Annotated in this window: 20 protein-coding genes and 1 rRNA gene; 15 read left to right on the top strand and 6 right to left on the bottom strand. The window is 63.2% G+C overall.

Translation table 11 applies throughout. The annotated features are described in order from the left end of the window. A 16S ribosomal RNA gene (locus HHL21_RS06310) occupies positions 1 to 99 on the bottom strand; the annotation flags it as partial. A gap of 490 nt (positions 100 to 589) precedes the next feature. Between HHL21_RS06310 and HHL21_RS06305 the strand changes: the two genes are divergently transcribed. The 13 genes from HHL21_RS06305 (at position 590) to HHL21_RS06245 (ending at position 12,923) form a co-directional block, all read left to right on the top strand. After that, positions 590 to 1,558: a DUF2157 domain-containing protein gene (locus HHL21_RS06305; protein WP_169464378.1), complete on the top strand. Its 969-nt coding sequence runs from the start codon at positions 590 to 592 to the stop codon at positions 1,556 to 1,558. After that, positions 1,555 to 3,117 (top strand): GDYXXLXY domain-containing protein, encoded by a 1,563-nt coding sequence (locus HHL21_RS06300; protein ID WP_169464377.1) that lies wholly within the window; start codon positions 1,555 to 1,557, stop codon positions 3,115 to 3,117. Before HHL21_RS06305 ends, HHL21_RS06300 begins: the two co-directional genes overlap by 4 nt. A 40-nt stretch (positions 3,118 to 3,157) precedes the next feature. After that, positions 3,158 to 4,645, top strand: coding sequence for a B12-binding domain-containing radical SAM protein (locus HHL21_RS06295; RefSeq protein ID WP_169464376.1), 1,488 nt, complete (start codon positions 3,158 to 3,160; stop codon positions 4,643 to 4,645). Positions 4,646 to 4,699: 54 nt separating this feature from the next. Next, positions 4,700 to 5,833, top strand: coding sequence for an MlaE family ABC transporter permease (locus HHL21_RS06290; RefSeq protein WP_169464375.1), 1,134 nt, complete (start codon positions 4,700 to 4,702; stop codon positions 5,831 to 5,833). A gap of 41 nt (positions 5,834 to 5,874) precedes the next feature. Then, entirely contained in the window at positions 5,875 to 6,690 is an 816-nt protein-coding gene (locus HHL21_RS06285) for an ABC transporter ATP-binding protein (RefSeq protein WP_229496135.1), read from the top strand. 2 nt (positions 6,691 to 6,692) lie between these two features. Further along, positions 6,693 to 7,652: an MlaD family protein gene (locus tag HHL21_RS06280; protein ID WP_169464373.1), complete on the top strand. Its 960-nt coding sequence runs from the start codon at positions 6,693 to 6,695 to the stop codon at positions 7,650 to 7,652. 8 nt (positions 7,653 to 7,660) lie between these two features. Next, positions 7,661 to 8,296, top strand: coding sequence for an ABC-type transport auxiliary lipoprotein family protein (locus HHL21_RS06275; RefSeq protein ID WP_370659671.1), 636 nt, complete (start codon positions 7,661 to 7,663; stop codon positions 8,294 to 8,296). Then, positions 8,293 to 9,420, top strand: a complete 1,128-nt coding sequence (locus HHL21_RS06270) for a VanZ family protein (RefSeq protein WP_169464371.1) — start codon at positions 8,293 to 8,295, stop codon at positions 9,418 to 9,420. Before HHL21_RS06275 ends, HHL21_RS06270 begins: the two co-directional genes overlap by 4 nt. 51 nt (positions 9,421 to 9,471) lie before the next feature. After that, the gene (locus HHL21_RS06265; RefSeq protein WP_169464370.1) at positions 9,472 to 9,786 is read left to right on the top strand and encodes a (2Fe-2S) ferredoxin domain-containing protein; all 315 of its coding nucleotides are present in this window, start codon (positions 9,472 to 9,474) and stop codon (positions 9,784 to 9,786) included. Between the two features lie 10 nt (positions 9,787 to 9,796). Further along, a complete protein-coding gene (locus HHL21_RS06260; protein ID WP_169464426.1) occupies positions 9,797 to 10,438 on the top strand; it encodes an alpha/beta hydrolase in 642 nt (213 codons plus the stop codon). 50 nt (positions 10,439 to 10,488) lie between these two features. Then, a complete protein-coding gene (locus HHL21_RS06255) occupies positions 10,489 to 11,634 on the top strand; it encodes a D-alanyl-D-alanine carboxypeptidase family protein (protein ID WP_169464369.1) in 1,146 nt (381 codons plus the stop codon). Positions 11,635 to 11,706: 72 nt separating this feature from the next. Then, positions 11,707 to 12,633: an aldo/keto reductase gene (locus HHL21_RS06250; protein ID WP_169464368.1), complete on the top strand. Its 927-nt coding sequence runs from the start codon at positions 11,707 to 11,709 to the stop codon at positions 12,631 to 12,633. Further along, the gene (locus tag HHL21_RS06245; protein ID WP_169464367.1) at positions 12,633 to 12,923 is read left to right on the top strand and encodes a metal-sensing transcriptional repressor; all 291 of its coding nucleotides are present in this window, start codon (positions 12,633 to 12,635) and stop codon (positions 12,921 to 12,923) included. Before HHL21_RS06250 ends, HHL21_RS06245 begins: the two co-directional genes overlap by 1 nt. Positions 12,924 to 12,926: 3 nt before the next feature. Here the strand turns inward: HHL21_RS06245 and pssA are convergent, their stop codons facing one another. After that, entirely contained in the window at positions 12,927 to 13,712 is a 786-nt protein-coding gene (gene pssA, locus HHL21_RS06240) for a CDP-diacylglycerol--serine O-phosphatidyltransferase (RefSeq protein WP_169464366.1), read from the bottom strand. Positions 13,713 to 13,830: 118 nt separating this feature from the next. Here pssA and HHL21_RS06235 point away from each other — a divergent pair, with 118 nt between their 5' ends. After that, complete coding sequence (locus HHL21_RS06235) at positions 13,831 to 14,793, top strand: CAP domain-containing protein (RefSeq protein WP_169464365.1); 963 nt, start codon at positions 13,831 to 13,833, stop codon at positions 14,791 to 14,793. A 76-nt stretch (positions 14,794 to 14,869) separates the two neighbouring features. Further along, positions 14,870 to 15,502, top strand: coding sequence for an Hpt domain-containing protein (locus tag HHL21_RS06230; protein ID WP_169464364.1), 633 nt, complete (start codon positions 14,870 to 14,872; stop codon positions 15,500 to 15,502). 13 nt (positions 15,503 to 15,515) lie between these two features. Here the strand turns inward: HHL21_RS06230 and HHL21_RS06225 are convergent, their stop codons facing one another. The 4 genes from HHL21_RS06225 to HHL21_RS21365 form a co-directional block, all read right to left on the bottom strand. Next, positions 15,516 to 15,674: a hypothetical protein gene (locus HHL21_RS06225; protein ID WP_169463944.1), complete on the bottom strand. Its 159-nt coding sequence runs from the start codon at positions 15,672 to 15,674 to the stop codon at positions 15,516 to 15,518. Positions 15,675 to 16,291: 617 nt separating this feature from the next. Continuing rightward, positions 16,292 to 16,852, bottom strand: a complete 561-nt coding sequence (locus HHL21_RS06220; RefSeq protein ID WP_169464363.1) for a DUF1439 domain-containing protein — start codon at positions 16,850 to 16,852, stop codon at positions 16,292 to 16,294. Between the two features lie 19 nt (positions 16,853 to 16,871). Beyond that, complete coding sequence (locus tag HHL21_RS06215) at positions 16,872 to 18,149, bottom strand: RNA polymerase sigma factor (protein WP_169464362.1); 1,278 nt, start codon at positions 18,147 to 18,149, stop codon at positions 16,872 to 16,874. Positions 18,150 to 18,161: 12 nt separating this feature from the next. Then, positions 18,162 to 18,989, bottom strand: coding sequence for a YciI family protein (locus HHL21_RS21365; protein WP_206085602.1), 828 nt, complete (start codon positions 18,987 to 18,989; stop codon positions 18,162 to 18,164). Positions 18,990 to 19,001 lie beyond the last annotated feature (12 nt).

Genomic DNA, 19,001 nt, shown 5'->3' with positions numbered 1-19,001 from the left:
CGCCACTCGCCGCCAGGTTGCCCCGCGCTGCCGTTCGACTTGCATGTGTAAAGCATGCCGCCAGCGTTCAATCTGAGCCAGGATCAAACTCTTCAGTTTAATCTCTGTTTGTTGGCATTTCTGCCACTCGCATTGCTGCGAGGTCGCTCACTCAAAATACTGACCGTTATCTCATTGCTGAGACAACGTATTTCTTTTTTGTGAACATTTGATAATTTAAGTAATCAGTGACCGAAGTCACTGGCACCTTCATCAAACGCCCACACTTATCGACTGTTAATTTTTAAAGAACTTGTTTTGTGTTGCTTGCTGCTCATCGACAAAGCGTTTTGTTTGTCAGCAGCAGAGAAGAGAGATTATGCAGCGTTTCGCGTTTTTCGTCAACTTCTTTTTTCCTGCTTTCCCCTCTTGCGAAGGCCCCACTGAACCTCTTGCAACAGCCCTTTTGGAGGCGTGCATTTCTGCGGGAGGCGAACTATAGCAAAGGTCATCCAACCTTGGCAAGGCCCTCGCAGGATAATTTGCGCAATACGGTGACCCCGGGAAATAAAATACATAGACTCACCATTTTCATTACCGAGAACTAATCATGGACTTGCGACTTGCAGTGTATGAACTGACCGCCCGCCACGAGTTGGATGCCGACGCGAGGCGCAGGCTGCATGCCTTGGCCGGCCTGGACGACGAACCGAAGCAGCTCGAGCCAACCATGATGAAGGGCCTGGCCATGCTTAGCGCGTTCCTCGGCGGCACGGGGATTGTTTTCTGGATTGCCGCCAACTGGGACTCATTTGGTCGGGCCGGGCGCTTCGCATTGCTGCAGGGTTTTTTCGTCGTCATGTGTCTGGGCGCTGCCCGCCTCCCCCAAGCACGCGCGGCGCTTGCCACAGTCGCCTTCATGACCATGGGCGGGCTGTTCGCCTACTTCGGGCAGACCTACCAGACCGGGGCCGACCCGTGGCAACTGTTTGCCACCTGGTCGCTACTATCGCTGCCACTATGTTTCGCCGTGAAATCGGACGCATTGTGGACCGCATGGTGCTGGGTAACGATGACTGGCATATCACTGTGGGTAGCTGCGCTGAGTGGGCACCGCTGGAGTTTCACCAGGACCTCATCAGTGGTTCACCTCTCCGGATGGGGACTGGCCCTGGCTACCTGCGGGATGCTCACCCCGCTTGTCGCTCGCGTCACTGGCGCCGGCAAGTGGTCGTGTCGTTCAGCAATCGCGCTGACAATGGTCATGATCTCCCTTTCCGGCCTTATCGATCTTTTTGACCGCGGGGAAGACATCCTGTTTCCGCTCGCACTGGCCATCGCCGCCACGGCGGCTATCGTGCTGATCCAGCCGAAGCGGCTCGACGTGTTCAACCTGAGTGCGGTGGGTCTGTGCCTTGATACGCTTCTCATTGCCCTGCTAGCAAAAGTACTGGTCGACCGTAACGAGATTTTCGGTCTGCTGATGCTGGGCCTGTCCGCCGCCGCCATCCTAGGGGGCACCGTGCACATAATCGTTTCCGCCGCGCGTAACGCAAACCAGCTCGGAGGTGAGCAATGAACCAGCAGCGGCATCTCGACTTTCTCCGCACCGCACAAGCCGAAGGACTCCTTCCTGAATCGGCGACCTTGCCCCAGCCTGCGCATATTCCCTGGCCGGTCATGGTGATGACGGCGATTGGGGCGTGGCTGGCGACAATCCCGCTGGTTGCGGTCCTGCACATGGTTTCTAATGGCATGCTGGCCAAAGGGCCCGGCGCCTTCATTGTGGGCCTTCTATTGCTTCTCTCCGGATTGCTCTTGCTGAGAAGGGAGCAGTCCCTGTTCATGGAACAGTTCATCCTGGCAGCGCTCGTACTGGTGGGGTTCGTGCATTTGACCGTAGGTATCAAGAGCGGCACTTCGGAGACGACCGCGTGCTTGTTGATGGCCCCGGTCGGGATCGCTGTGGGGTGGTTGACGCCGCGCCGCTGGTTGCAATGCGCGTTTGGCGCACTCGCATGTTTCTTCCTCGTCCAAGGCGTAAATCAGCTCGGAACGAACTTTGACCAATGGACGCAAAAGTGGTGGGAGGCGACCCACGTCGCCCTGTGCGTCTGGATAGTGTCCTACGCGATCCTCCACGGCGCACGGGCGAAAGCAGCAGCCCGTATTGACGCCATCGCGGCAGGCTGGATCGCATTCCTCCTGCTTGCCCTGACACTGAGCGGCGGCTCGGCGTCCTTTTTTACTGCCTACGTCACTGCCAACAGTGGCGAATTCCAGAACATGGGGCCCTCTTATGCCCCAGCTGTTTCGGTATTGCTGAGCATCGCTGCGGCCGCCTGGGTAGGCCAACGCTGGCCAAGCCTGGTCAAAGCCCAATTCGTCGTTGTGGCCGCAGTCGCTGCTTGCCTTGCGTGGCTCATGCCCGCGCTGGGCGCAATTTGGTTGGTACTCGCCTTCTGCGTGACCAGCGGCCGCTACGTACTCGCGGGCGCAGCCGGTGTCGCCGCGGTATTTACGTTCTCTGCGTTCTATTACCAGCTTGAGGTTCCGCTTCCGACGAAAGCGTGGATCATGGCTGCAGCCGGCGCGTTGCTGGCTGGGGTCGCATGGGTCACGCATCCACGGACTCTGCCGAAAGCCTCCGCCGGGCCGAGCCTCCGCCATGCCAAAAGCGCCAGCATCGTCATCGGCATGCTCATCGTTCTCGTCGGTATCAACGTTAGCATCTGGCAGAAAGAGCAGCTGATCCGTACCGGTGCGCCAGTCTTGGTTGAACTCGGTCCGATCGATCCCCGCTCGCTTATGCAAGGCGACTTCATGCGCCTCGGGTTCCGCCTGCCCGACGCGTCCAGGTCGGACGACCGGGCCAACAAGGTGGTTGGACAGCGCGACGAACGCGGCGTCACCCAACTGACCCGCTTTGACGACGGCAGCGCCCTCAAGGCCGGGGAGTTAAAGATCGACCTGATCAGGAAAAATGGCGGCCTGACCTTAGTGACTGACGCCTGGTTCTTCACCGAAGGGGAAGGCAAACGGTTCGAGGCCGCCAGGTACGGCGAGTTCCGCGTGGACGCGTCCGGCAAAGCGCTGCTGGTCGGCCTGCGCGACGACAAGCTACGGCCGATTCGGTAGCCGGCGGGTAAAATAGCGGATTGCCCTTCGTCCGCCCGCCATGACCATCCTGCTGTCCACCCTGAACGCCCGTTATACCCACGCATCCCTCGGATTGCGCTACTTGCTGGCGAACATGGGCCCTTTGAAAGAAGAGACGCGGATCCAGGAATTCGTCATTGGTGCGAAGACGACCGACGTCGTGGAAAAGCTGCTCTCTTATGAGCCGAAGGTGATCGGTTTCGGTGTCTATATATGGAACGTCGACGAAACGACCAAAGTCGTCGCGATGCTCAAGCGCGTGGCGCCGCATGTCACGGTCGTCCTGGGCGGCCCCGAAGTGTCGTTCGAGCCGGGCGAACAAAGCATCGTCCAGCTGGCCGACTATCTTGTCACTGGCTGGGGCGACGTCACTTTCCCCAAGCTGTGCGGCGAAATAATCAGCGGCCCGAAGCCGCTGATGAAGATCCACGCCGGCATGCAGCCGCCCCTCCCCGAAATCACAATGCCGTACGCGCTGTACTCCGACGAGGACATCGCCCACCGCACTCTATATGTAGAGGCGTCGCGCGGCTGCCCGTTCAAGTGCGAGTTCTGCCTGTCCTCGCTCGACAAGACCGCCTGGCCGTTCCCGCTCGACGCCTTCCTGGCCGAGATGGAATCGCTGCACGCGCGCGGCGCGCGCCTGTTCAAGTTCGTCGACCGCACCTTCAACCTGAACATCAAGACCAGCCTGAAGATCATGCAGTTCTTCCTCGATAAGCTGGAAGCGAACCCGGACGACCCGGTCTACGCCCACTTCGAGCTGGTGCCCGACCACCTCCCGGAAGCGCTGAAAGAGACGATCGCCAAATTCCCGCCCGGCGCGCTGCAGTTTGAAATTGGCATCCAGAGCTTCAACCCTGAAGTGCAGGCACTGGTCAGCCGCCGCCAGGACAACGCCAAGGCCGCCGACAACATCCGCTGGCTGTGCACCCAGTCGCACGCCCACCTGCACGTCGACCTGATCGCCGGCCTGCCGGGCGAAGACGTCGCCAGCTTCGCGCGCGGCTTCGACCAACTGGTCGCGCTCAAGCCGCACGAGATCCAGTTCGGCATCCTGAAGCGGCTGCGCGGCACGCCGATCATCCGCCACACCGAAGGTTTTGGCATGGTATTCGATGCCTACGCGCCTTACACCATCCTGGCCACCAGGCTGATCGACTTCCGGACCATGCAGCGGCTGGTGCGCTTCGCGCGCTACTGGGACCTGGTCGCCAACTCCGGCCGCTTCGCCAACACTATCGAGCACATGCTGGGCGCCGCGCCGTTCGAGAACTTCATGGCCTTCTCCGACTGGATCTACACCAAGACCGACGCCACCCACCGCATCGCGCTCGAGCGCCTTGCCAAGCTGGTCGCGGAATGGCTGCAGGTGACCGGCATGGGCAAGGCGGAGGCCAACGCGCTGCTGGCGAGCGACTACGCCGGCCGCATCGACGTCCCGGCTGAAAAGCAGGCCGCCGCCGTGGTCGCGCCGATGCGCCAGGCGCGCCATCTTGCAGCCTGAACACTGTAGAGAACAGCGGTAGCAGGAAGGCCGAAAGTCTTTTACACTGGCGCAATGCCAATTGAAAATGCGCCAACATTAACCATAAACCACGCCACCGGTGAAGTGGCGCAGTCTGTTGTCGCCACGGGGATCTGGCAGGTGCATGCGTTGGCGCAGTGCGGCGCGATCGAAAAAATCTCCTCGACCCTGAAGTCGCTCGACAGCCAGCCCGGCATTGAATGGGACCTGTCGACCGTCGCCAGCCTCGATCACATCGGCGCCCAGATGTTCTGGAACGCCTGGGGCAAGAAGCGCCCGCAGCTGCTGAAGCTCGCCGCGCAGCAGGAAGAGCTGTTCAAACGCCTCGAAGCGGCCAATGAACTGAAGCTGCCGCGCTCACGCCGCAGCCACCTGACGTGGGTGATGGTGCTGGGCTTCGGCATCCTGTCGTTCTTCGAGCACATGCACGGCTTTATCCGCCTGATCGGCCAGGTCGTGCAGGACATCGGCCGCTTCATCCGCCACCCGCGCACCGGGCCCTGGCGCGAGATCTCGGCCAATATCTTCCACTCCGGCTTCCAGGCACTCGGCATCACCGCGCTGGTGGGCTTCCTGATCGGCGTGGTCCTGTCCTACCTGTCGTCGCAGCAGCTGCAGATGTTCGGCGGCGATATGTACATCGTCAATATCCTCGGCATGAGCGTGATCCGCGAACTCGGCCCGCTGCTGGCGGCGATCCTGGTGGCCGGCCGCTCCGGCTCGTCGATCACCGCGCAGCTGGGCGTCATGCGCGTGACCGAAGAACTCGACGCGATGCTCGTCATGGGCATCTCGCACGGCTACCGGCTGATCATGCCCAAGGTCGTCGCGCTGGCGATCTCGATGCCGCTGCTGGTCGTATGGACCGACGCCATGGCCCTGCTGGGCGGGATGGCGTCGGCGATGATGGAACTGAACCTGTCGCCGCGCTACTTCATCCAGAAGCTGCCAGACGCCGTACCGCTGGCGAACTACACGATCGGCCTGCTGAAAGGGACCACCTTCGGCATCCTGATCGCGCTGGTGTCGTGCCACTTCGGCCTGCGCATCAAGCCGAATACCGAAAGCCTCGGCCGCGGCACCACCACCTCGGTGGTCACCGCCATCACGGTGGTCATCCTCGCGGACGCGGTGTACGCGATCATCTTCAGCGACGTGGGGTTCTGATGACCGACACTGCACCAGACCGCGAACCGCAGCGCCTGAACATGTGCCCGCACGAGGACGTCGGCCCGCCGGTGGTCCAGATCAGCGGCCTGCGTACCCAGTTCGGGCGCACCATCGTGCACCAGGACCTCGACCTGGATATTTACAAGGGCGAGATCCTCAGCATCGTCGGCGGCTCGGGCACCGGCAAGACGGTGCTGCTGCGCCAGATGCTGGGGCTGGAGACGCCCACGCGCGGTTCGGTGCGCGTGTTCGGCGAGGACATCAGCGAGGCCGATGCGCAGCAGCTGCAGCGCATGCGCAACCACTGGGGCATGCTGTTCCAGCAGGGCGCGATGTATTCGGCGCTGACGGTGTTCGACAATATCGCGCAGCCGATGCGCGAGCTGCACGCGCTGCCAGAAGACGTGATTCGTGACGCCGTGCTGCTGAAGATGGACATGGTAGGCTTGGGTATCGAGCACGCCAACAAGATGCCGGCCGACCTGTCGGGCGGGATGATCAAGCGAGCGTCGCTGGCGCGCGCGCTGGCGCTCGAGCCGCAGCTGCTGTTCCTGGACGAACCGACGGCGGGCCTCGACCCCGACCTGTCGGATGCTTTCGTGGCGCTGATCCAGTCGCTGCACCGCGAGCTTGGCCTGACGGTGGTGATGGTCACCCACGACCTCGACACCTTGTTCGCGCTGTCGTCGCGGATCGCGGTGCTGGCCGAAAAACACGTGATCGCCATCGGCCCGCCGCACGAAGTACTCAAGGTGGACCACCCGTTCATCAAACAATTTTTCCTGGGCGGACGCGGCCTGCGGGCGCTGGAAGTGCTCGACGAGCGCTGCGAAGCCAACGAAACAGAGGACTGAATATGGAAAACAGATCGCACGCACTCATGACAGGCTTCTTCACCATCGCGCTCTTGATCGCCGCGGTGATGGCGGGCCTCTGGCTCAATCGCGACAAGGTCGAATGGGTGCCGTACCAGATCGCCACGACCCAGTCGATCCCCGGCCTGAACCCGCAGGCTGCGGTGCGCTACCGCGGCCTCGAAGTGGGCAAGGTCGACGAGATCACCTTCGACCCGACCACCTCCGGCCGCATCCTGATCCGCCTGTCGGTCGACCCGGAAGCGCCGGTCACCACCAGCACCTTCGCGTCGCTCGGCTACCAGGGCGTGACGGGCATCGCCTTCATCCAGCTCGACGACGACAAGACCGGCTCGCCGCTGCTCAAGACCGACAAGGACCGCGTCGCCGTGATTCCGCTGCGCCCCGGCTTCCTTGACCAGCTTGAAAAGCGCGGCCTCGTCATCCTGGAGAAAGCCGAAGAACTGATGACGCGCGCCGACAACATGCTCAGCCCGGAGAACCAGAAGACCATACTGGCCGCCTTCGAGAACGTCAGCAAGACTGCCGAAGCCTACGGCGAAATCCCGCGCCAGCTGGAGCCGACCCTGGCGCGCCTGCCTGAACTGACGCGCAGGGCCGAACAGAGCATGGCCTCGTTCAACGAGCTGTCCAACAGCGCCACCAGCATGACCCGCAACTTCGACCAGCTGGCGACCAATCTGCAGGCGCCGGACGGCCCGATCGCGCGCCTCAACACCACGGTCGACCAGGTCGGAGGTTCGCTCGAAGCGGTCACCAGCGACCTCGAACTGCAAACCCTGCCGCATCTGGTGGCGATGACCGACGAAGCGCGCACCTCGCTGCGCGCAGTGCGCCGCACCGCGACCAGCCTGACCGACCGCCCGCAAAGCATCCTGTTCGGCGCGCCGAACGGCGAACCGGGACCTGGCGAACCAGGCTTCTCCGCACCGACCAAATGAGGACCACCGTGAACCACACCATGAACCAGACCTTCCGCCGGCTCATGCTGGCCGCGGCCCTCGGCACGGCAGCCTTGCTGGCAGGCTGCTCCAGCACTTCCAAAAACCTGGGCAACTCGACTTACGATTTCGGCGCCGCACCGGTTGCGGCGCCAGCCCAGGCGGCAGCGCCGATGGGCGTGCTGGTGGTCACCGACGTCACCGGCGTCGCGGCCCTCGACAGCGAACGCATGTTCTACCGCCTGGCCTATGCCGATCCGCTGCGCGCACGCAGCTATTCGAACAGCCGCTGGGCCAACACGCCGCTCAGCATGGTCACGCAGCGCATCAAGTCGCGCCTGTCGCAGTCCGGCGTCAAGGTGCTGGCCACCACCGACGCGTCGGTCGGCATGCCGATCCTGCGCATGGAGATCGACGACTTCACCCACACCTTCGACAGCGCCTCGCAAAGCTACGGCCAACTGGTGCTGCGCGCGTCGCTGTTCCATGGCCATAAGCTGGTCGACCAGCGCGTCTTCAACCAGAAGACCAGCGCGGCCACGCTCGATGCGGCCGGCGGCGCACGCGCCCTCGCCGATTCCACCGACGCCGCCGCTGCGGGCATGATCGCCTGGCTGGCCACGCTGCAGTTGCCGAAACAATGACAACACCCGACGCGCCGGCGGAGAAACGCGGTTCGGCGGTTTCGCGCGCTTCGCTGCTGGCGTACATGCTGCTGATTATCTACGCCAGCTGGTTCCCGTTCTCGGGCTGGCGCGGCAGCGGCCTGTCGCCGTTCATCTTCCTGAACATCACGATGCCGCAGTACTGGACCGGCTTCGACGTGGTCGTCAACATCATCGGCTACGTCCCGCTCGGCATGCTGTTCGCGCTGGCGGTGTACCCGCGCGTGCATGGCATCTGGGCGATCCTGGTCGCCAGCATCCTGGGCGTGCTGGTGTCGGGGACGATGGAAGCGGTGCAGACCTACCTGCCTAGCAGGGTGCCGTCGAACCTCGACTTTTTCACCAATTCCGCCGGCGGCGTGGTCGGCGCGATCATCGGCGCTTTCGGCGCGCGCAGCTACCTCGACGAGAGCCGCCTGTACCGGCTGCGCCAGCGCCTGTTCGCGCAGCACGCCAGCCTCGGGCTGGTGCTGCTTGCGCTATGGCCGCTGGCGCAGATCTACCCGCAGCCTTACCTGTTCGGCCACGGGCAGATACTGCCGATCCTGTCGAACTGGCTGTCCAAGCTGCTCGATGCGAACATCGACCTGATCGCCCTGCTGCGCCCGGGCGCGGCGATGAGCGTGGAACAGTACTGGCTGTCCGAGACCATCATCACCGCCTGCGGCATGACAGGCGCGATGCTGACCCTGCTGTGCATCGCACGGCGCGGCGCGCCGCGCGCCTTGCTGGTGGGGGCCGTCCTGACCGCCGCGGTGGTGTTCAAGTCGCTGTCGAGCTCACTCTTTTTCACGCCGGACAATGCCTTCGTCTGGGTGACGCCTGGTGCGCAGGGCGGTTTCCTGATCGGCCTGATCATGGTGTCGGGCCTGGCGTTTGCGCCGCACGTCGCGCAACGGCGGTTGGCCGCGGTGACCCTGGTGCTGAGCCTGCTGGTCGTCAATACGATTCCGGTAAACCCTTACTTCAGCGCCACATTGTCGGGCTGGGTGCAGGGAAAATTCTTGAACTTCAACGGCGCGGCGCAGTTCCTGTCGCTGATGTGGCCGTTCTTCGCGCTGTGGTTCTTGCTACTTCCTTCGCATAAACTCAATCGGCAGTAAGCGCGTATCATGACGGCTTACGCATTCCCGCATGAAAATTTAGCTGAGACCATGAGCGATCAATTCTTCCAACACCACGTCTTCTTCTGCATGAACCAGCGCGAGGACGGCCGTCCTTGCTGCGGCCAGCAAGGTGCCGAGAAAGCCCAGAAGCACGCAAAAAAACGCATCAAGGAAATGAACATGAATGGCGCCGGCAAGATCCGCGTCAACCAGGCCGGCTGCATGGACCGCTGCGAAGAAGGCCCGGTGCTGGTGGTCTATCCTGAAGGCACCTGGTACACCTACGTCGACACCAGCGACATCGACGACATCATCGACACCCACCTGGTCGGCGGCAAGGTCGTCGAACGCCTCAAGATCTGAGGCGGGGATGCTGAACAAACACTCGCAAAAATTCACGCTGACCGGCAAGGCCGGCCTGATGGAATGCCTGCTCGACGTGCCGGAAGGCCCGGCCATCGGCATCGCCCTGGTCGCCCACCCGCACCCGCTATACGGCGGCACCATGGAAAACAAGGTCACCCAGACTTTGGCGCGCACTTTCGTTGCGCTCGGCTATGTGGTGGCGCGCTTCAATTTCCGCGGCGTCGGCGCTTCGGAAGGCGTGCATGACCGCGGCTTCGGCGAAACCGACGACATGGAAGTCATGCTCGACCACATGCAGCAGCGCTATCCGAACCTGCCGGTGGCACTATCCGGTTTCTCGTTCGGCACCTTCGTGCAGGCGACCCTGTACCAGCGCCTGCTCGAACAGGGCCGCGCGATCGAACGCATGGTGCTGGTCGGTACCGCCGCCGGCAAGTGGCCGGTGCCGGAGGTGCCACAAGACAGCATCGTCATCCACGGCGAGCAAGACGAAACAATTACCCTGACACAAGTATTCGACTGGGCGCGCCCGCTCGACCTGCCTGTGATCGTGATTCCCGGCGCCGACCACTTCTTCCACCGCAAGCTTGGCCACATTAAAAATCTCGTGATTCAACTGTGGCGCAGGCCCGGCGCGGCCGAAAGCTGAGGCTATAATTACCCGGCTCTGCAATTCTCACCTTTTAAAGTAGCAAATCCATGAAAAAATTGTTCACGGCACTTGCTGCCAGCCTTATCGTTATCTCGGCAGCGCACGCGCAGACTGTCCCTCCTCCAAGCATCGCCGCCAAGTCGTGGACCCTGCTTGACGCCAGCAGCGGCCAGATCATCGCCGCCCAGGACCAGAATGCCCGCATCGAGCCGGCATCGCTGACCAAGATCATGACCGCCTACGTCACCTTCGGCGCGCTGCGCGACAAGAAGCTGACCCTGGACCAGCTGGTCAACGTGTCGGTACGCGCATGGAAAGTCGACGCCAGCAGCTCGAAGATGTTCATCGACCCGGCAGTCCCTGTCAGCGTCAACGACCTGCTGCACGGCCTGATGGTCCAGTCGGGCAATGACGCGGCCGTCGCGCTGGCGGAAGCGGTCGCCGGCGACGAAGGCACCTTCGTCGTGCTGATGAACCGCGAAGCGCAGCGCATGGGCCTGAAGAACACCAAGTTCGCCAATCCGCACGGCCTGCCCAGCCCGGACAACTACTCGACCGCGCACGACCTGTCGATCCTGGCCGCGCGCGTGATCGCCGACTTCCCGCAGTTCTACAAGATCGACTCGGTCAAGAGCTTCACCTACAACAAGATCACCCAGCCGAACCGCAACCGCCTGCTGTGGCTCGACCCGACCGTCGACGGCATGAAGACCGGCCACACCGACAGCTCCGGCTACTCGATGATCGCCTCGGCCAAGCGCCCGAACGGCAACTACAACCGCCGCCTGATTTCGGTGGTGGTCGGCACCAACTCGGACCAGACCCGCACCCAGGAAAGCCAGAAGCTGCTGAACTGGGGCTTCCAGAACTTCGACACGGTCAAGCTGTACTCGAAGGGCCAGGCGATCCAGACGCCGCAGGTGTTCAAGGGTTCGCAGGGCACGGTCAAGATTGGTTTTACCAGTGACGTGATGGTCACCGTGCCGAAGGGCGTGGCCGGCAAGCTCAAGCCTGTGCTCGAGCGCAAGGATCCGCTGCTCGCACCGCTGCCGCTGAACAGCCGCGTAGGCACGCTGAAGATGGTTGTCGACGGCAAGCCGCTGTTGCAGCTGCCGGTGGTGGCGCTGGAAGAAGTGACGGAAGCGTCGATCTTCGGGCGCGCGTGGGATTCGATGCGGCTCTGGCTGAAGTAAGCGACACCGCAAACCGCAATTCGTAATTCGTAATTCGTAGGTCATTGAACATTAATTTTCCGGAACATACTTATGCCGCACCGCCTTCCCGCCGACCTCCACTGCCCGCGCATCAAGACCACGCCAAACGGCCCTGAGCTGTCGCGCATCGTCGCCGGCATGTGGCGGATGACGGAATGGGACATGACGGTCGACCAGCGCATCGCCTTCATCGAGCAATGCCTGGCGCTCGGCGTCACGACCTTCGACCACGCCGATATCTACGGCAGTTACGGCGTCGAAGGCCTGTTCGGCGAGGCACTTGGCCGCAAGCCTTCGCTGCGCGACCAGATGCAGCTGGTCAGCAAGTGCGGCATCAAGCTGGTTACGCCACAGCGCCCGCAGCATTCGATCCAGCACTATGACACCAGCGCCAGCCACATCATCGCATCAAGCGAGGAGTCGCTGCGCCAGCTGCAAACCGACCGCCTCGACCTGCTGCTGATCCATCGGCCCGACCCGCTGATGAACTTCGACGAAGTTGCCGAAGCCTTCAGCGCGCTGCGCAAGTCCGGCAAGGTGCTGCACTTCGGCGTGTCGAACTTCAGCCGCCACCAGTTCGAAAGCCTCAACCGCCGCATTGCGCTGGCGACCAACCAGGTCGAGTTCTCGCCGCTGCAAACGGCGCCGATGTTCGATGAAACCTTCGACGGCCTGCAAGACCTGGGCGTCGCCCCGATGGCCTGGTCGCCGCTCGGCGGCGGCCGCCTGTTCAATGGCACCGATGCCGCTGCGGAAAACCTGCGCCTGGTGATCAACGGCATTGCCGACGAGCTGCAGCAGCCATTCGCCAGCGTCGTATTTGCATGGATCATGCAATCGCCGTCGCGCCCTATCCCGCTGACCGGCACGGGGCGCATCGAAGCGATCTCGGTCGCTGTCGCCGGCACCCGCTTCACGCTGGACCGCAGCGACTGGTTCAGGATCCTGCGCGCGGCGCGCGGCCACGAAGTCGCCTGATGGCCGGCGGCGGCGCGCTCAGCGCGGAGCAGAAGAAGGATTTGATGCACCGGCTGGCGCGGGTCGAGGGACAGTTACGCGGGGTTCAGAAGCTGATTGCGATGGCCGAGACGCCATCCGACTGCGATGCCGCAGCCCAGCAGATGTCGGCGGCGCGCAAGGCGCTCGACCGTTCGTTCGTCCAGCTGCTGGCAGGCGCCATCGTCACGCAAACCGGCAATGCCGAAGACCTGCCTGACGCGCAGGCGCGCGCAGCCCACCTGGCGGCGATGCTCGACAAGTTTGCCTGAGACTCAGTCCTGGTAGACGCGCGGCGGCGCCAGGCCGCGCCATCCCATTCTCCAGCCGATATTGATCAGCATGGTGACGCCGATATACAGCAGGAAGAACAGCACGAAGAAACGCATCTGCAGCCACGCCAGCAGGCCGAGCCCGATCGCGATCAGCAGCATCAGCAGCTTGGTCATCGGCTGCTTGGAACTCGGGAACCGGATCGTCGAGATCATCACGCCGCCGATCGATACCATCAACAATATGATGCCCAGCGCATGGAGCAGCGAGTTGGCCGGGTCCGGCCATGCCACCACCACCGAGGCCACGCACGCGGCCCCCGCCGTGATCGGCATGCCGACGAAATAGCGCGGGTCGGTGCGGCCGACGCTGACGTTGAAGCGGGCGAGCCGCAGTGCGCCGCAGGCCACAAACATGAAGCAGGCAAAGGCGCCCGCGCGCAGCATGGTCGGATGGTCCGCGCCCAGCGGCACGAAACCGTAGGTGTACAGCAGCAGCGCCGGCGCGCAGCCGAAGTTCATCACGTCGGCGATCGAATCGAGCTGCACGCCGAAATCCGACGAAGTGCCGGTCGCGCGCGCGACAAAACCGTCAAGCGCGTCGAAGATGCCGGCCAGCACCAGCAGGATCGCGGCGAGGCGGTAATTGGCCGGATCACCAACGTGCGCGTTGTCGACCGTGATCACGATACTGCCAAAACCGGCGGCAATCGAGAGCAGCGTCACAAAGCTCGGCAACGCGAACTTAGCGCGCGCAAGGTGTTGTCGTCGTGTTCGTTTTACATTCATATTTGGCATTCTACAGCGCGGGCATTTACACGGCGCTTCGGATGAGCAAATCAAATCTCATCAATTTTCATTTTCCCCTAGAATTGATGATTGGTGTAAATATGCATGGGAGCACAGGATGAACACATCGGGTCGCTGGAAGCTTTATACGGCCGGGGTCCTGACGGCGTTGGCACTGGCCGCCTGCGGCGGCGGTGGCGGCGGGGACGCGAGTCCGGCCGTTACGCCCGCAGCGGTCCCGCCAAGCGTCCTCGCGCAGGAACCGGGCGCGCCCTCGCTGCTCAACAACATCCCGCAAGACGGCATGAACTGGATTAATTACCGGCGCGCGCAGGCCGGCATGCCGGTGCTGACCCGTAACGAACTGCTCGACCGCGCGGCAGCGGGCCACTCCGAGTATCAGAAAGCCAACAACGTCGTCACCCACGAGCAGACTGCGGGCAAGCCCGGCTTTACCGGCGTGAGCCAGGGCGACCGCATGCAGGCCGCCGGTTATGCCTACCGGACGGGAACCTACGCTTACGGCGAGGTCATTTCCGCGACCGCCAACGGCTCCGGCTTCTACATGGCGGAAGAACTGATCACCGCGATTTATCACCGCTTCGTCATCTTCGAGCCGAAGTTCAAGGAAATCGGCACCGGCGCGGCGACCACCAGCGCGGGCTATACCTACTTCACCACCAATTTTGCCGCCACCAACGGCTACGGGCCCGGCGTGGGCGGCCGCAACCTGGTGACCTGGCCGTTCAACGGGCAGGTCAAGGTGCCGGCCAACTTCTTCAGCGATTACGAGGCACCCGACCCGGTGCCTAACCTCAACGAAGTCGGCTATCCGGTCAGCGTGCACGCCGACATCGATGTGAATGTCGTTGTGCAGAGTTTCACGATTCGTCCGCGTGGCGGCGCCGACCTTGAAGTCCGGCTGATCAAGGCGGGCGAGAACACCAACGCGAGGACATCGCCGGCCGCGGCGATCGTTCCGCTGGCGGTGCTGAAGGCGAACACAAGCTACGAGGTGACGTTCAGCGGCACCCTCAATGGCGTGGCGACAAGCAAGGCGTGGGTCTTCACAACAAAGTAATGTTTCCAATCTGCAGGATTGACAAGAAAGTCTGATATCGTACGCTGATAATTCCGACGCAAGACTCAGCAGCCCGATGACAGAAGACCACATTCCGAGCACGATAGAACGCCGCGCGGACGCAGCAGCACGAGAAGTAGTCGATGTCGGCGACGGCATCGACCGGGTCATGGGCGACCGCGACCTGTACGCACGCATGCTGCGGCGTTTTCGGAAGGACTACAGCGACGGCGACCGGCCGATCCGCGTCGCGCTCACTGCCGGCGACCGCGCCCTGGCGCACCGGCTTTCGCATACCCTCAAGGGCGCCGCCGGCATGATCGGCGCGCGGCCGCTCCACCTGCTCGCCTGCGATCTGGAAACGGCGTTGCGCACCGCGTCGGGCGAGGAGACGGCCTGCCTCGACGCGCTGACGCCCGCCCTGTCGCAAGTCATCGCCATCCTCGACACCTTGCTCAATGAAGCGGTGCCAATGACGGCGCACGCCACCCAGCCGAATGCAGCCATGGCTGACCCGGCCTTGCTTGCGCGATTGCTTGATCTGCTGATAAGTGGTGACGGTGCGGCAATTGACCTGCTCGACGATTCCGAAGCAGGCTTGCGGATGATACTGGGCGACGCCCAGTTTGACGAGGTGGTGCTGGCCGCCAACGAGTTCGATTACGACCGCGCACTTGGCGCACTGCGCCGCCTGGGCCACGCCAGCTAAACGCCGGCGCGCGTCAGCGCGTGTATTCCGCTTCCTCGTCGAACGAATCGGCGCAATCCTTGCCGCAGAATCGTCGCACGCTATCGAGCGGCTTCTCGCAGTACCAGCACGAGCCCTTGGCCGGCAATGCCTGGCGCGCGCTGACTGCACCCATCGGCGGGGGGACGGGCAACTCAACGTTGCCCTCATTCTCCGGCAAATTCTCCTGTAGCGTTCCCAAGATTCACCCCTTCGCAGGCAGTACATCAAAGTCTTACAGCAAGATTACTCAGTTGGAACCCCATGGCAATGAGAATCCTCAAGCCCGGCATTATTGGCCGGAAGTAAGTGAATTCTTGCCGCGGAAAAACAACTGATCTTGCCGCCGCTACCCTCGCCAGTTAACTGGTCTCCGCTTGCACTTAAGCAACGCCACTAAGGCGTTGCACAGCTACGATCGCAATCGTTAGGCAGCGCTGTTTTCAACTCAGCTGGATAAATAATAGCAGGAATGCATACCGGGTAAAGCGTTGCCGTGGCCTTCGATGCAGGTATTTTTTTCGCGTTCCGGGGAAGAAAGCTAACGCATGAAATTGGTGCATTTTCTGTCGTTGACGCTGGTGATGGCTGCGGTGTCCGCCTGGTAGGAACGCGCGTCGCACACCCACGCGGGCAGCGAACAGGCGCCGCGCCCATACGTGTTAGAAGGTACCGAAGTGGGCGTTGCCGCCGGAGCGGGTGGAGGATGGGAATTAACGATGCTCGGTGACGCATGCAAGGCGGATGACGCTTCGCTCTTCCGCCCTACGGTTAACGGTTTGCTGGCTCCAGCGTTACGACCAACGCATCTCGCGCAGCGGTAATCCGCGTCGGCACGAACTGCACGCCGGCGTAGCGCAAGTCCTCGGGCCGGAAGCTGTAGACCGGCGTCTCACGTACCAGCTGGTCAACCAGCAAATTCGCCACCTTGGTCACCTGCCTCTGGCGCGATGAATCCATGCCGTCGATCGCGAACTGGTCGACGCGCGGTTCGGCCATCATCACGGCACCGCGCGCGGCATCCACATACAAGCGCCCCGACATCGCCATCGTGCCTGTCCACGACTGGCGCAGGAATGGCGGCGCGATCGAAGCATCCATCGTCAGTGCGATGCGGTTGGTGTCAGGCACCAGCGCAAGCTGCGGCCGCGTCAGCTGGATCTCGAACAGTTCGAGCACCCGGTTGTTCAGCGGGAAGCGGCGTTCCATCCCAGCCTGGAGTTTGTGAAGTGGCAGCGCGACCTGGCGCGGGCCGAAGACGTTTGCGCACGAGGCCAGCAGGGAGCAGGCCAGCAGCGTGGCAGCGAGGCGAATTCCGTTGAGTGTTTTCATGCCAAAAGCCTAGCATAGATCAGCCCAAACCCAGCTTTCGCCCGCAGTCGCGCGCCCTCGCCAGCAGCAGATCGCGCTCGCGCAGGTTGTTGGTCAGCGACGCCGCGCGTTCGAATTCGTCACGTGCTTCGGCATCGCGACCGAGCTTCGACAGCAGGTCTCCGCGCACACTCGGCAGCAGGTGATAGTTGCGCAGCTGCGGTTCGCTGGCCAGCTTGTCGGCCAGCTCGAGCCCCGCTGCCGGCCCGTATGCCATCGACAGCACGACCGCACGGTTAAGTTCCACCACCGGCGATGGCGCCACCTGCGCAAGCGCGTCATACAGCGCGGCGATGCGCGTCCAGTCGGTGTCTTCCGGCCTGATCGCGCGCGCGTGGCAGGCAGCGATGGCTGCCTGCAGCCCGTACGGGCCGAAGGCTTCGCCCGGCTTTGCGGCACGTTCCAGCGCGGCGAAGCCGCGCCGTATCAGCAGCTGGTCCCAGCGCGCGCGGTCCTGGTCCATCAGCAGTACCGGCTCGCCGTTCGGGCCGATGCGCGCGCGGGTGCGCGAGGACTGGATCTCCATCAGCGCGACAAGGCCATGCACCTCGCCCTCGTCCGGCATGCGCGCGGCGAGGATGCGGCCAAGACGCAGCGCTTCCTCGCACAGCTTGGGACGCTGCCAGTCGTCGCCTGCGCTGGCGGAATAGCCTTCGTTGAAAATCAGGTAGATCACCTGTAGTACGGAGCCGACGCGCGCCACCAGCTGGTCCGCGGCGGGCACCTCGAACGACACGCGCGCTTCGGACAAGGTGCGCTTGGCGCGCACAATGCGCTGCGCGACCGTGGGTTCGGAGACCAGGAAGGCGCGCGCGATTTCGTCGGTACTCAGGCCGCCCAGCAGGCGCAGGGCCAGCGCGGCGCGCGCCTCGGTCGACAGGACCGGATGGCAGCAGACGAACATCAGCCGCAGCATGTCGTCGCCGAAGTCGTCGTCCAGAGCGGCGTCGAGGTCTGGCGCGGCATTCTCCAGCTGCGTTTCGATTTCGTAGGTAAGCTCGGCTTCCTTCGACTGGTGCAGCTTGGCGTGGCGCAGGTGGTCGAGCGCGCGGTTCTTCGCCACCGTCATCAGCCATGCGGCCGGGTTGTCCGGGATGCCGCTGGCGGGCCAGCATTCCAGCGCTCCGACCAAGGCGTCCTGCGCCAGCTCCTCGGCCAGCCCGACGTCGCGCAGCATCCGCGCCAGTGCGCCGATGATGCGCGCCGACTCGATGCGCCAGACGCCCTCGATGACGCGATGCGTACTTTCCTTTGTCATCGAAGGCGTCGCCTAGCGCATGCCAGCTTCAAGCTGCATCTGGCGCATGCGCTGCTCGGCCTCGCGCAGCTCCGGCGTGAAGTCGACGTCAAGGTCGTCGAGCTCGTACATCGGCCGGATCTCGACTTCGACATCAGGCCCGGTCGGATACGGATTGCGCTTTGCCCATTCGATGGCATCCATCATCGACGCCACGCGGATCATCCAGTATCCCGCGATCAGCTCCTTGATTTCGGTGAATGGCCCGTCCAGCACCGTCGCCTTGCCGCCGCTGAACTGCACTCGGCTGGCGCGCGCACTCGAACGCAGTCCGTCGGCCGCCAGCAGCACGCCCCTGGCCGCTTCCGCCGCGTTGTGGGCGTCGAGGCGGTCGAGCTTTTCCTGCGCCACCGGCTCCTCCGCCTCAAGCGCGGGGCTGGAACGGAGCAGGACCGCGAACCGCTTGCCCTCCTGCTTCGCATCCGGGTTCGGATGCACCTCGGCGCATCCGCCTGGACAGCCGGCCTCGCGGATTTCGACGGTGACATTACCGTCGCCATCCTGCATCGGCCACTGCCTTATCCAGTTCACCACCTCCTCGCGTGACGCGGCTTCGAAGACGGAGAGGCCGGCAATCAACTCCTTGGTCTCGGTGAACGGGCCGTCGATGACCGTGGCCTGACCGTTGTGGAGCTTCATGCGCACGGCTTCGCGGGTGGGCCGCAGTCCTTCGCCGGCGCGCATCACGCCGGCGTCGACCAGCTGCTGGTTGTAGGCGCCCATCGCGGTCAACAACTCCTCGCTGGGCATCGCGCCCTGCTCGGTTTCCGCGTCGGCTTTTCGGAAGATCAGGAATCGCATGAGATTTCCCTT

Source organism: Massilia polaris (assembly GCF_012927275.1).
Taxonomy (GTDB): Bacteria; Pseudomonadota; Gammaproteobacteria; order Burkholderiales; family Burkholderiaceae_D; genus Telluria_A; species Telluria_A polaris.
Note: the sequence above shows the minus strand (reverse complement) of the source record. Positions and strands in the feature narration are given on the sequence as shown.

Bases quoted from the DNA above. Each gene is read 5' to 3' on its own strand.
- HHL21_RS06245 (WP_169464367.1), top strand. From the start codon at position 12,633: ATGGCCGGCGGCGGCGCGCTCAGCGCGGAGCAGAAGAAGGATTTGATG.
- HHL21_RS06250 (WP_169464368.1), top strand. From the start codon at position 11,707: ATGCCGCACCGCCTTCCCGCCGACCTCCACTGCCCGCGCATCAAGACC.
- HHL21_RS21365 (WP_206085602.1), bottom strand. From the start codon at position 18,989: ATGCGATTCCTGATCTTCCGAAAAGCCGACGCGGAAACCGAGCAGGGC.
- HHL21_RS06305 (WP_169464378.1), top strand. From the start codon at position 590: ATGGACTTGCGACTTGCAGTGTATGAACTGACCGCCCGCCACGAGTTG.
- HHL21_RS06270 (WP_169464371.1), top strand. From the start codon at position 8,293: ATGACAACACCCGACGCGCCGGCGGAGAAACGCGGTTCGGCGGTTTCG.
- HHL21_RS06230 (WP_169464364.1), top strand. From the start codon at position 14,870: ATGACAGAAGACCACATTCCGAGCACGATAGAACGCCGCGCGGACGCA.
- HHL21_RS06285 (WP_229496135.1), top strand. From the start codon at position 5,875: ATGTGCCCGCACGAGGACGTCGGCCCGCCGGTGGTCCAGATCAGCGGC.
- HHL21_RS06290 (WP_169464375.1), top strand. From the start codon at position 4,700: ATGCCAATTGAAAATGCGCCAACATTAACCATAAACCACGCCACCGGT.
- HHL21_RS06235 (WP_169464365.1), top strand. From the start codon at position 13,831: ATGAACACATCGGGTCGCTGGAAGCTTTATACGGCCGGGGTCCTGACG.
- HHL21_RS06255 (WP_169464369.1), top strand. From the start codon at position 10,489: ATGAAAAAATTGTTCACGGCACTTGCTGCCAGCCTTATCGTTATCTCG.
- HHL21_RS06295 (WP_169464376.1), top strand. From the start codon at position 3,158: ATGACCATCCTGCTGTCCACCCTGAACGCCCGTTATACCCACGCATCC.
- HHL21_RS06300 (WP_169464377.1), top strand. From the start codon at position 1,555: ATGAACCAGCAGCGGCATCTCGACTTTCTCCGCACCGCACAAGCCGAA.
- HHL21_RS06265 (WP_169464370.1), top strand. From the start codon at position 9,472: ATGAGCGATCAATTCTTCCAACACCACGTCTTCTTCTGCATGAACCAG.
- HHL21_RS06215 (WP_169464362.1), bottom strand. From the start codon at position 18,149: ATGACAAAGGAAAGTACGCATCGCGTCATCGAGGGCGTCTGGCGCATC.
- HHL21_RS06280 (WP_169464373.1), top strand. From the start codon at position 6,693: ATGGAAAACAGATCGCACGCACTCATGACAGGCTTCTTCACCATCGCG.
- pssA (WP_169464366.1), bottom strand. From the start codon at position 13,712: ATGAATGTAAAACGAACACGACGACAACACCTTGCGCGCGCTAAGTTC.
- HHL21_RS06220 (WP_169464363.1), bottom strand. From the start codon at position 16,852: ATGAAAACACTCAACGGAATTCGCCTCGCTGCCACGCTGCTGGCCTGC.